This window comes from Klebsiella sp. GW_Kp181 (assembly GCF_040062315.1).
Classification (GTDB): domain Bacteria; phylum Pseudomonadota; class Gammaproteobacteria; order Enterobacterales; family Enterobacteriaceae; genus Klebsiella; species Klebsiella oxytoca.
Genome location: NZ_JBEAFR010000079.1, coordinates 84781 through 97279, shown reverse-complemented (window position 1 = coordinate 97279; position 12499 = coordinate 84781). Strand labels below are relative to the sequence as shown.

The window sequence follows — 12499 nt, the reverse complement described above, 5'->3', positions numbered from 1 at the left end:
CGGACCACCACCAGAGAGAACAGGCCGGTTCTTTCTGGTTTTTTAATAATACAAGTCCGGGTAAGGCGTTTACGCCGCAACCCGGGGTTTTATGCTGCACAAGGGTGAACACAAACTTTCATTCGAAATAAATTTGTGCTCCCCATCACATTGTAATTAGAATGTTACTGGTCGAAGTTAAGCCAGGAGCATGTGTTATGACCGTTAAAGTTATCGTCACCGATATGGACGGAACTTTTCTCAATGACGCCAAGCAGTACGATCGCTCGCGTTTTCTTGCGCAGTTCGCGCAACTCCAGCAGCAGGGTATTGAATTTGTGGTCGCCAGCGGCAACCAGTACTATCAGCTGATCTCTTTTTTCCCGGAAATCCGCGACCAAATCTCCTTTGTTGCCGAGAACGGCGCGCTGGTTTTCGAACACGGTCAACAGCTGTTCCACGGTGAACTTACTCGCCATGAATCCCAGGTAGTGATTGGCGAACTGCTCAAAGACCCGCAGCTCAACTTTGTCGCCTGCGGCCTCGAGAGCGCTTACGTCAGCGATCGCGCGCCCGACGCCTTTGTCGCGCTGATGTCAAAGCACTACCATCGTCTGCAGCGTATTGGCAGCTACCATGACATCGACGATAAGCTGTTTAAGTTTTCCCTTAACCTGCCGGATAGCGAAATTCCGCAGCTTATCGACAAACTGCACGTCTCGCTGGACGGCATTATGAAGCCGGTCACCAGCGGTTTTGGCTTCGTCGATTTGATCATCCCCGGCCTGCATAAAGCCAACGGTATCAGCCGCTTGCTTAAGCGCTGGAACATTTCGCCGCAGGCGTGCGTAGCCATCGGCGACAGCGCGAACGACACGGAAATGCTGAAGCTGGTGAGATACTCTTTCGCGATGGCCAATGCCGCCGAAAGCATTAAGGCGGTATCGCGTTATGCTACCGATGACAACAACCACGACGGCGCGCTGAAGGTGATTCAGGCCGTCCTCGACCACGCCACCCCGTTCGACAAGTAACGCCTCTCCGGGGCTTACCGCCCCGATTTTCCATTTTGTGCATCTCCGCATAATTTTAAACTTGCATTAACTTAATTTTAACTTAAATTATCGTATGTAAGATTTAATACTTTCGAATGAAAGATGAGAGGTCATTATGGCTATTACCTGTACCTGTGAAACTTTACCTGCCGACCCAAAAGCGGCCATCCGCCAGATCAAGCAAGAGCTGCGGGCGCAAATTGGCGACGTGCAGGCGGTGTTCGATCGTCTGACGGCGCGAATCGCTGCGCGAGTGGAAGAGATTGATGCCCTTAAAACCAGCGGACAGGACGTCTGGCCGACGATCCCGTTCGCCGATATTGCCCGGGATCGGGTCACGCAAGCTCAGCGCGAGCTCATCAAGCGTCGCGGCTGCGTGGTGATCAAGAGCCATTTTCCCCGCGAACAGGCGCTGGGATGGGATAACTCGATGCTCGCGTATCTGGACCGCAACCATTTCGATGAGGTCTACAAAGGCCCCGGCGATACTTTTTTCGGTTCACTGGAAGCGTCGCGCCCGGAAATCTATCCGATTTACTGGTCCCAGGCGCAGATGCAGGCGCGCCAGAGCGATGAAATGGCCGCCGCACAGTCATTTCTTAACCGCTTGTGGACGTTTAACCACGACGGCAAGCAGTGGTTTAACCCGGATATCAGCGTTATTTACCCGGACCGTATTCGCCGCCGCCCGCCGGGAACCACCTCGAAAGGTCTGGGCGCGCATACCGATTCCGGCGCCCTGGAACGTTGGCTGCTACCGGCCTATCAGAAAGTGTTTGCCGACGTGTTTAACGGCAATGTTGATGCTTACGACCCGTGGGACGCGGCGCACCGTACTGACGTCGAAGAGTACACGGTCGACAATACCACCAAATGCTCGGTATTCCGTACCTTCCAGGGCTGGACCGCGCTCTCCGATATGATCCCCGATCAGGGCCTGCTGCACGTCGTGCCGATCCCGGAAGCTATGGCTTACGTACTGCTGCGTCCGCTGCTCGACGATGTGCCGGAGGATGAACTGTGCGGCGTCGCGCCGGGCAAGGTATTGCCGATTTCGGAAAAATGGCACCCGCTGCTGATCAAAGCCTTAAGCTCTATTCCGGCGCTCAATGCGGGCGATTCGGTATGGTGGCACTGCGACATCATCCACTCAGTCGCGCCGGTGGAAAATCAGCAAGGCTGGGGCAACGTCATGTATATTCCCGCCGCGCCGATGTGTGAGAAAAACCTCGCCTACGCGCAGAAGGTTAAAGCCGCGCTGGCGCGCGGCGCTTCGCCGGGAGATTTCCCGCGTGAAGATTATGAAACCGACTGGGAAGGCCGCTTCACGCTGGAGGATTTAAATGTCCACGGCAAGCGGGCGCTGGGGATGGCGGATTAATCGTCGTATAACCCCTTAGGCTCAACGGCGGTGCGGCGGTTACCGGCACGTATCCGCCGCACCGAATCACGTACCGCCAGCGTACCATGCAATAATAGTGAGCCGTGCGGCGCATCGGGACGAATCAGCCTCTGCTGCAACAAATGTACTGCTTCAACGCCTAATTCATCGCGCGGGACGTGGACAGCGGTTAACGGCACATCCTGAATCGCCGCCAGGTTAAAGCCGTCGATACTCATGATAGAAATATCCTGCGGCACGCGTAATCCGCGCTTCTGCAGAGCAGCGATCGTCCCTGCCGCCATAAAATCACCGCCTACCAGAAACGCCGTTGGCAGCGGGCCATCACCGCGCTGATCCAGCCACTCGCCCACTTTTGTCTCAGTATCCCGGGCGCTGAAATTGGCGACGTCGATTAAATCCATGCTATCGACGAAGCGCAGATTCCGCGCACGCCACGCCTGCTTAATCCCCAGTAAACGCAGTTCCATAGTATAGCGGCGCAGGCACATCACGTTCATGATCGCCTGGTGCCCCATCTCAAACAGATAGCGGGCGGCGAATTGACCGATCAGTCGATGATCCGGCGCGACGGAAGGGAGGCGCATTCCGGCGTCGTGGCAGTTAATCATCACGCAGGGTTTGGCCAGGTCCGCCGCCAGATCGTGAATATGCGGATCGTCGATTCCCAGTAAGATGGCGGCCTGGGTCGATGTTTCATGCATTCGCTGCAAAAACAAATTGGCATCGCTGTCATTCTCCTCCAGCGCGCAGTAGCGCAGATGCACCTCATGGGGCACCAGCGCCGAATTGATGCTCTGAATAACGCGATAGTAGTAAATATCTGTACGCTCATCGAACGCCCGCTGAGGGGCAAAGACCACCAGATTATTGAGCAGCATTCTCCCGGCGGCGATACCGTCCATGACGCCCAGCTCGCGAGCGCACTCCAGAACCCTCTGGCGGGCCCTGGCGCTGGTATTCGCTTTCCCTGCCAGCACTCGCGATACCGTACTGACAGAGAGCCCCGTGCGGCCCGCTATTTCGCTCACTTTTAGCTTTTTATCCATTTTGTGATCGCGCTCTAATTTGCTGATGAAAAAATTTTCATATTCAGAATATGAATATTTTTAAGGGAATTGCCCGCTTCTTACTGCGATCGCGATCGGCTCATGAAAAAATTTGCAGAATTGCCGCTAGGGTCCACCTCTTTTCTCCCTTAGCCTGAATTGGTCCACCACAAATCAAATAAGTCAACCAATCGTGGCGGAAAAACAGCATTATCGAACAACGAAACAGAAAATTTTAGCGACCACTCAGGAATCAGGCTGGTCAATTTTCCCTACTACATGTCTCGTGGAGAGTTCTATGAGCCAAGGTCTCAATAATGATATGGCGGTGAGTAAATCAGGCCGCATAGTAAAAAATCTGCGCTGGTGGATACTGGTGCTGTTTTTGCTGGGCGTGACCGTGAACTACATTACGCGCAACTCGCTGGGGATTATCGCCCCGGAATTAAAAACCTCATTGGGTATTACCACCGAACAGTATTCATGGATAGTCGGCGCATTTCAGCTGGCCTATACCATTTTCCAGCCGCTCTGCGGCTGGCTCATCGACGTAATCGGCCTCAAGCTCGGCTTTATGATTTGCGCCACGCTGTGGGCCGTCGCCTGCATTGCCCATGCCGGTGCGGGAAGCTGGCTGCACCTGGCGATCCTGCGCTTTTTTATGGGCGGCGCTGAGGCTGCGGCGACGCCAGCCAACGCCAAAACGCTGGGTGAGTGGTTTCCAAAATCCGAGCGGCCGATAGCGGCTGGCTGGGCTGGCGTCGGTTTCTCGGTCGGCGCCATGCTGGCGCCGCCGATTATCTACTTTGCGCACGCCTCGTTCGGCTGGCAGGGCGCATTCATGTTCACCGGCGCGCTGGCGCTCTTGTGGGTCGTGCTGTGGTGGGCGTTTTATCATAATCCGGAGAAGCACCCTAACCTCGGGAAAGCTGAGCTGGCGCTGATCCAGCAGGATAATGAAGCACCGCCGGTCAAACTGCCCTTCTTTACCGCGCTGAAAACCGTATCAAAAAACAAGCGCTTCTACGGTATCGCCATTCCGGCCTTTATGGCGGAACCCGCCTGGGCGGTGCTGAGCTTCTGGGTACCGCTCTATCTGGCAAAAGAGCACGGAATGGATTTAAAGCAAATCGCTATGTTCGCCTGGCTACCGTTTCTGGCGGCCGACCTCGGCAGCGTCGCCAGCGGCTATCTGACCAAACTGTATACCCGCTGGTTCGGCTGTTCACGGGTGAACTCGGTGGTCGCCAGCTCCGTGACCGGCGCCTTCCTGATGATTTCGCTCGCCACCGTGGCGATCACCCGCGATCCCTATATCACCATCGTACTGATTTCAATAGGTGGCTTCGGTCACCAGATTATCTCCTGCATGCTCAGCGCGCTGGTGGTGGAGTCGTTCGATAAAGGACAGATGGCGACCGTGAACGGCATGCGCGGATCCGCCGCGTGGATCGCCAGCTTTCTGTTCTCACTGTTAATTGGGGTCACCGCCGACAAAATCGGCTTCAACCCGCTGTTTATCGCCATGGGGTTCTTTGACCTGATTGGCGCGGTATTCCTGGTGGCATTTATTGCTGAACGATGCGCAAAACGCGCCTGAGAGTGGATGTAAAAAATGAAGACTTTGAAAAACTGGACTTTACGCCAACGGCTGGAGCACCACGTTGAGCTGACCGTCGACGGCCAACACACCCTGTGTCTGTACGTTCTGGAAGAGAATATGTTCCGCGTGCTGCTGAAACGGCACGGTCAGCTGGCGGTGGATCGCACCTGGAGTATCGCTCCCGGACAGGATGTGCCGTGGGAAGGCCGTCCGCGCGAAGAGCTAAGCGGCTTTAGCCTCCCCGCCTGGCAGCTCACGGAACAGGAAGGCACCCTCTGTATCGTCACCGAACAGCTGCGCGTTATCGTCCACCAGCCGCTGTGGCTGGAATGGAGCTATCGCGATGAAGCCGGCGAGTGGCAGCCGCTGGCGAACGACCGCCCGACCAGCGCCTATCTGGCGAATGCGCACGGCGACGGCGTTGCCCACTACCTGAGCCGACGTAAAGATGAGCGCTTCTACGGTCTGGGTGAGAAGGCGGGCGATCTGCAGCGTACCGGCAAACGCTATGAGATGCGTAACCTCGACGCGATGGGGTATAACGCGGTGAGCACCGACCCGCTGTATAAACATATTCCATTTACCATCGCGCAGCGTAGCGATGTCAGCTACGGCCTGTTTTACGACAACCTGAGCAGCTGCTGGCTGGATCTCGGTAACGAAATCGATAATTACCATACCGCCTATCGCCGCTGGCAGGCGGAAGCTGGCGACATCGATTACTATCTGTTCACCGGCAAGCGCGTACTGGATATCACTAAAGCCTTCGTTCGCCTGACCGGTAAAACGCTGTTTGGGCCAAAATGGAGCCTCGGCTATAGCGGTTCGACGATGCATTACACCGACGCGCCGGATGCGCAAAACCAGCTGATGAACTTTATCCGTCTGTGCGATGAACACGCCATTCCGTGCGATTCGTTTCAGCTCTCATCCGGCTATACCTCGATTAATGGCAAACGCTATGTCTTTAACTGGAACTACGATAAAGTGCCGCAGCCGCAGGTGATGAGCCAGGCCTTCCACGATGCCGGGCTGAAGCTCGCCGCCAATATTAAGCCCTGCCTGCTGCAGGACCATCCGCGCTATAACGAAGTGGCGGAACGCGGGCTATTTATTCGTGATTCACAGGCCGATGCCCCCGAGCGCTCCAGCTTCTGGGACGACGAAGGGTCGCACCTCGACTTTACCAACCCGCAGACCGTCGCCTGGTGGCAGGAAGGCGTGACAACCCAGCTGCTGGAGATGGGTATCGACTCCACGTGGAACGATAATAACGAGTATGAAGTGTGGGACGGCGAAGCCCGCTGTTATGGGTTTGGCCAGGAGATTGCCATTAAACATATTCGCCCGGTCATGCCGCTGCTGATGATGCGCGCGTCGCTGGAGGCTCAGCAGCGCTTTGCGCCGCACAAACGTCCGTATCTTATCTCTCGTTCCGGCTGCGCCGGGATGCAGCGCTATGTTCAGACCTGGAGCGGTGATAACCGTACTAACTGGGACACGCTGCGCTACAACACCCGGATGGGGCTGGGAATGAGCCTCTCCGGACTGTTCAACGTCGGCCACGATGTTGGCGGCTTCTCTGGCGATAAACCGGACCCGGAACTGTTCGTTCGCTGGGTGCAAAACGGCGTTATGCATCCGCGCTTTACCATTCACTCATGGAATGACGACCAGACGGTTAATGAAGCGTGGATGTATCCGGAAATCACGCCGGCCATCCGTGCGGCCATTGAGCTGCGCTATCGTCTGCTGCCGTACCTCTATACCCTGCTCTGGCAGGCTCACGCCGACGATGAACCGATGCTGCGCCCGACCTTCCTCGATCACGAGCACGATCCGCAGACGTTTGCCGAATGCGACGACTTCCTGTTGGGTCGCGATCTGCTGGTCGCCAGCGTCGTCGAGCCCGGTGAGCGTCAGCGCCGCGTCTGGCTGCCGGCTAATCAGGACGGCTGGTACGACTTTGATAGCCACCAGTGGTTCGCCGGCGGGCAGTGGATCGTCCTTGATGCGCCGCTGGAAAAGCTGCCGCTGCTGGTTCGTGCCGGAGCAGGCCTGCCGCTCAGCGAACGCATCCGTCACGTCGATGCGCAAAAAGACGATCGTCGTGAGCTGAAACTGTTCCCGCTGAAAGGCGTGGGGACCCGCCGCGGCCTGCTGTTTGAGGATGATGGCGAAAGCTGGGGTTACCAGAATGGCCATGCGCTGTGGGTAGAGTGGGAAATGGTTTGCGATAGCGCCAGCATCAATCTGAAGGTCAACGCGCGCGGCGATTATCGACCGGCGTGGAAAGCGTTGAAGGTGTCGTTACCTGCAGGGGAAACCCGCAGGCTGCTGGTGAATGGTGAAGAAAAGAGCGAGTGGCGGGTGTAGTGCGGATAAGGCGCTGCAGCGCCTCCGGGGCATTCAACCACTCTGTTCTCTGCAAGGGGCATTCTGCGCGCTGCTCCCGGGGGCGGAGCTCAACGCGCCTTGCCCGGGCTACAGGTTCATCGCCGATTGCAGTGCGGTAGCCCGGACAGATGCGCAGCATCGACTCCGGGAATTCAGCTGCTCTGTTCTCTGCAAGGGGTATTCTGCGCGCTGCTCCCGGGGGCGGCGCTTAACGCGCCTTGCCCGGGCTACAGGTTCATCGCCGTCTGCAGTGTGGTAGCCCGGACAGATGCGCAGCATCGCCTCCGGGAATTCAGCTGCTCTGTTCTCTACAAGGGGTATTCTGCGCGCTGCTCCCGGGGGCGGCGCTCAACGCTCTTTGCCCGGGCTACAGGTTCATCGCCGTCTGCAGTGCGGTAGCCCGGACAGATGCGCAGCATCGCCTCCGGGGAATTCAGCCGCTCTGTTCTCTGCAAGGGGTATTCTGCGCGCTGCTCCCGGGGGCGGCGCTCAACGCGCCTTGCCCGGGCTACAGGTTCATCACCGTCTGTGGGAGATACCCGGACAAGGCGCGCCAGCGCCGCAATCCGGGACAAACAACAGGAAAATTATTCGATACCTTTGCTGCGCAGATAATCTTCGTAGTTACCGGTGAAGTCCACAACGCGCTCCGGCGTAATTTCAATCACTCGGGTCGCCAGCGAGCTTACAAACTCACGGTCGTGGGAAACGAAAATCAGCGTGCCCTGATACATCTCCAGCGCCATGTTCAGCGATTCGATCGATTCCATATCCAGGTGGTTGGTGGGTTCATCCATCACCAGAATATTCGGTTTTTGCATCATCAGCTTACCGAAAAGCATACGGCCTTTTTCGCCCCCGGAGAGTACTTTCGCCGGCTTCTTGATATCGTCCTGGCTGAACAGCAGTCGACCAAGGATGCTGCGCACCGCCTGCTCATCGTCGCTTTCCTGTTTCCACTGGCTCATCCACTCAAATACCGTCAGATCGTTTTCAAATTCATATTCATGATCCTGCGCGTAGTAGCCAATCTGCGCATTCTCAGACCATTTAACGGTACCGTTGTCTGGCGCCAGATCGCCGACCAGGGTTTTCAGCATCGTGGATTTACCCACGCCGTTGGCGCCCAGAATGGCAACCTTCTCTCCCACTTCCAGCAGCAGGTTGAAGTTTTTAAACAGCGGGCCGTTATCAAAACCTTTAGCCAGCGCTTCCACTTCCAGGGCGTTACGGAACAGCTTCTTATCCTGCTCAAAGCGAATGAACGGGTTCTGGCGGCTGGAGGCTTTCACTTCGTCCAGCTTGATTTTGTCAATCTGACGGGCGCGCGAGGTCGCCTGGCGAGATTTAGAGGCGTTAGCGCTAAAACGGCTGACGAAAGATTGCAGGTCGGCGATCTGCGCTTTTTTCTTGGCGTTGTCAGCCAGCAGACGTTCGCGCGCCTGGGTCGCCGCGGTCATGTATTCATCGTAGTTGCCAGGATAAACGCGCAGTTCGCCGTAATCCAGATCCGCCATGTGGGTACAGACCATATTCAGGAAGTGACGGTCGTGCGAAATGATGATCATGGTGCTATCGCGGTCGTTGAGCGTCTGCTCCAGCCAGCGGATGGTGTCGATGTCCAGGTTGTTCGTCGGTTCGTCGAGCAGCAGAATGTCCGGATTAGAGAACAGCGCCTGCGCCAGCAGCACGCGCAGCTTCCAGCCGGGAGCGACTTCGCTCATCGGACCGTAATGCTGTTCAACCGGGATCCCCACGCCGAGCAGCAGCTCGCCGGCGCGCGCCTCAGCGGAATAGCCGTCCATCTCGCCATATAGCACTTCAAGGTCAGCCACTTTGTAGCCGTCCTCTTCGCTCATCTCCGCCAGGGAGTAGATGCGATCGCGCTCCTGCTTCACTTCCCACAGCTCGCCGTGGCCCATAATCACCGTATCCAGCACGCTGAACTCTTCAAACGCAAACTGATCCTGGCGCAGCTTACCGATACGCTCGTTCGGATCGAGGGAGACGTTGCCCAGCGTCGGCTCAAGATCGCCGCCGAGGATCTTCATAAAGGTCGATTTGCCGCTACCGTTGGCGCCAATCAGGCCGTAACGGTTGCCGCCGCCAAATTTGACGGAAATGTTTTCGAACAGCGGCTTACTGCCGAACTGCATGGTGACGTTGCTGGATACTAGCACGGGGTTATCCTGAAAATAGAGAATGAGAAGTGTGATGAACCAGACATTATGCCAGCAAATGCTTCACTTTTCACGGGCCGTTATAAAATCATCACTGCCGCCTGTGTTAGGGTCGTTGTCACCTTGCGCGGTTATACTACTCAGTGCGTAATTTTTTACCCTAATCTGGAAGGAACCTATGACCACAATCTCCCGCCATCCGGCCTTCTTATCGCTGCAGGGCGGTATCAACTTTCGTGACCTGGGCGGCCAGCGTACCGCCGACGGCCGCCGCGTGCGGTCGGGGAAGCTTTTCCGCTCCGGCTCGCTGCATATGATGACGACCGCTGACTTAACCCACCTGGACGCTATCCCGCTCAGCCGGGTGATAGATTATCGCGATCCGGGAGAAGTGCATCGCAGCCCCGATAAGCTGAACGAAACGGCCCACTATCTCAACGCCCCGGCGAATCCGCACGTTCGCGACGTCAACGCTAAAGTCACCGAGCTCAGCGCCGCCACGCTCAACGCCCTTAACGGCGAGCAGTTTATGCTGGAGCTCTATCGCCAGTTGCCGTTCAACAACGCCGCTTATCGCCAGCTGGCCGGTTGGCTGATGGAACCCTTCGACGGCGCGCTGCTGCAGCACTGCGCGGTGGGCAAAGACCGCACCGGCGTTGGCTGCGCATTGACGCTGTTCGCCCTCGGCTGCGATCGCCATACGGTGATGGAAGAGTACCTGCTGACCCAGGGCATGCTGACTGAGGTCGAGAATTTCATGCTCGATTCCCTCGGCGATGAACTGACCGCTCGCGGCCGGCAGAACCTGGCGGAAATCATGACGGTTCATGAGTCTTATCTTGCTGCCGCGCTTTCTCAAATCGACGACCGCTACGCCAGCGTCGATGCCTGGCTGGAGAAAGAGTATCAGCTTACGCCGCAGGCGCGTGAAGCGCTCCAGTCGCGGCTTCTGGAGGGGTAATCCCCTCCCGTTTTCAGGCGGCAGGGCCAGCGTTGACGGGCTACACTCTCGGTCACAGGAAAAAAATGTGATTTCGTACACATCTCATTTACCTGTTTGGCGGAAAGCACATATAATGCGCTCCCATCGACTCCCTGTTTAAACTGACAAAGGCCTGTGCGGCATTAACATCGCCCACGACATAAAGATTATGAAATTATCAACACTCTTCGCGGCAGCCTTCGCCATCGTGGGCTTTTGCAACACAGCTTCTGCTGTAACTTATCCTCTGCCCACCGACGGCAGCCGTCTGATTGGTCAGAACCAGGTGATCACCATTCCGGAAGGCAACAAGCAGCCGCTGGAATACTTCGCCGCCGAATACCAGATGGGTTTATCCAACATGCTGGAAGCCAACCCGGGCGTGGACACCTTCCTGCCGAAAGGCGGCACCGTGCTAAACATCCCGCAGCAGCTGATCCTGCCGGACACCGTGCATGAAGGTATCGTCATCAACAGCGCGGAAATGCGCCTCTACTACTACCCGAAAGGCACCAACACCGTTATCGTGTTGCCGATCGGTATCGGCCAGTTAGGTAAAGACACGCCGGTCAACTGGGTCACCAAAGTTGAGCGTAAAAAAGCCGGTCCGACCTGGACCCCTACCGCCAAAATGCATGCGGAATACCGCGCGGCTGGCGAACCGCTGCCAGCGGTTGTTCCGGCCGGTCCTGATAACCCGATGGGCCTGTACGCCCTGTATATCGGCCGCCTGTACGCCATTCACGGCACCAACGCCAACTTTGGTATCGGCCTGCGCGTCAGCCACGGCTGCGTGCGTCTGCGTAACGACGACATCAAATTCCTGTTCGAAAACGTGCCGGTCGGCACCCGCGTTGAGTTTATCGATGAGCCGGTAAAAGCGACGACTGAGCCAGACGGCAGCCGCTTCATTGAAGTTCACAACCCGCTGTCCACGACCGAAGAGCAGTTCCAGGGCGGTGAAATCGTGCCGATTAATCTGACCAAATCAGTGCAGGCGATTACCAGCCAGACTGACGTAGACCAGAGCGTGCTCGATCAGGCGATTCAGAACCGTTCCGGTATGCCGGTGCGTCTGAACTAAACGCGCATAATGCAGAGAGTGGCGGGCCCGGTGCCCGCCATTTTTTTAACCGTTATTGACCAGAATGATTCCGCCGTGATCGTAGCGATAGTGGCAATGGGCATACTCCAGCGGCGTACCATCCTCCAGATAGATCACCTGTTCCACCTCCAGCACCGGGTCGGTCGCTTCGCAGTTGAGATGTTCTCTGTCCAGCGCCTGCGGTTTCATCGCCCGCACCACCCGATACGAGCCCATCATTTTAAGCCCCAGCGTCTCCTGTACGTAGCGAAACACCGAGCTTTGCAGAATCGTTTTATTCAGGCCGGGCACCAGCGCAACGGGCATCACGGTGAGATCCAGCGACACGGGCTCCTCATTGAGCAACCGCAGACGGACGAAATCATAGACCGGGGCATCGGCGTCAATCAGCAACGAGCTTTGCTCTTTTTCCGTGGGGAAACGCAGCTCGAAGCGAATCACCCGGCTGGTGACTTCCCCTAAATGTTCCCAGGTTTTGGTGGCGCCAAAATAGTCGCTGCCGGGTAGCTCCCACTGCGAAAGCTGGAGGAAATTTTTGCGCACGAAGGTCCCCTGCCCCTTACGGGTGTAGATAAGGCCTTCGACAATCAGCTGGCGCATCGCCTGTTGAATGGTCATCCTGCTGGTGCTGAACTCTGCCGCCAGGGCGAACTGATCGGGTAACGGCGCGCTGGCGGGATACTGGCGGCTGATAATACGTTTTTTGATTTCCCGCGCGATACTCAGATATTTGGCCGTCATTCCCCG

9 protein-coding genes are annotated in these 12499 nt (G+C 56.8%); 6 read left to right on the top strand and 3 right to left on the bottom strand.

All coding sequences use genetic code 11. The annotated features are described in order from the left end of the window. Nucleotides 1-197: 197 nt before the first annotated feature. Together ABLV11_RS22015 and ABLV11_RS22010 are read left to right on the top strand one after the other, a co-directional pair. Nucleotides 198-1013 (top strand): Cof-type HAD-IIB family hydrolase, encoded by an 816-nt coding sequence (locus ABLV11_RS22015; protein WP_004100518.1) that lies wholly within the window; start codon nt 198-200, stop codon nt 1011-1013. 136 nt (nt 1014-1149) lie between these two features. Beyond that, nucleotides 1150-2415, top strand: a complete 1266-nt coding sequence (locus ABLV11_RS22010; protein ID WP_126488829.1) for a DUF1479 domain-containing protein — start codon at nt 1150-1152, stop codon at nt 2413-2415. Here ABLV11_RS22010 and ABLV11_RS22005 read toward each other — a convergent pair. Further along, entirely contained in the window at nt 2412-3485 is a 1074-nt protein-coding gene (locus tag ABLV11_RS22005; RefSeq protein WP_004100514.1) for a LacI family DNA-binding transcriptional regulator, read from the bottom strand. The two genes, ABLV11_RS22010 and ABLV11_RS22005, sit on opposite strands and share 4 nt — an antisense overlap. 298 nt (nt 3486-3783) lie before the next feature. Between ABLV11_RS22005 and ABLV11_RS22000 the strand changes: the two genes are divergently transcribed. Further along, complete coding sequence (locus ABLV11_RS22000; protein WP_348855774.1) at nt 3784-5085, top strand: MFS transporter; 1302 nt, start codon at nt 3784-3786, stop codon at nt 5083-5085. Nucleotides 5086-5100: 15 nt separating this feature from the next. Then, a complete protein-coding gene (locus ABLV11_RS21995; protein WP_108704041.1) occupies nt 5101-7464 on the top strand; it encodes a glycoside hydrolase family 31 protein in 2364 nt (787 codons plus the stop codon). A gap of 608 nt (nt 7465-8072) precedes the next feature. Here ABLV11_RS21995 and ABLV11_RS21990 read toward each other — a convergent pair. Then, on the bottom strand, nt 8073-9665 hold the full coding sequence (locus tag ABLV11_RS21990) for an ABC-F family ATPase (protein ID WP_016808105.1): 1593 nt from the start codon (nt 9663-9665) through the stop codon (nt 8073-8075). 178 nt (nt 9666-9843) lie between these two features. Here ABLV11_RS21990 and ABLV11_RS21985 point away from each other — a divergent pair, with 178 nt between their 5' ends. Beyond that, on the top strand, nt 9844-10626 hold the full coding sequence (locus tag ABLV11_RS21985; RefSeq protein ID WP_004100507.1) for a tyrosine-protein phosphatase: 783 nt from the start codon (nt 9844-9846) through the stop codon (nt 10624-10626). A 190-nt stretch (nt 10627-10816) separates the two neighbouring features. Beyond that, complete coding sequence (ldtB, locus tag ABLV11_RS21980; RefSeq protein WP_004100506.1) at nt 10817-11731, top strand: L,D-transpeptidase; 915 nt, start codon at nt 10817-10819, stop codon at nt 11729-11731. A 45-nt stretch (nt 11732-11776) separates the two neighbouring features. Here the strand turns inward: ldtB and ABLV11_RS21975 are convergent, their stop codons facing one another. Then, nucleotides 11777-12493 (bottom strand): GntR family transcriptional regulator, encoded by a 717-nt coding sequence (locus tag ABLV11_RS21975; protein ID WP_004100505.1) that lies wholly within the window; start codon nt 12491-12493, stop codon nt 11777-11779. Between the last annotated feature and the right edge of the window lie 6 nt (nt 12494-12499).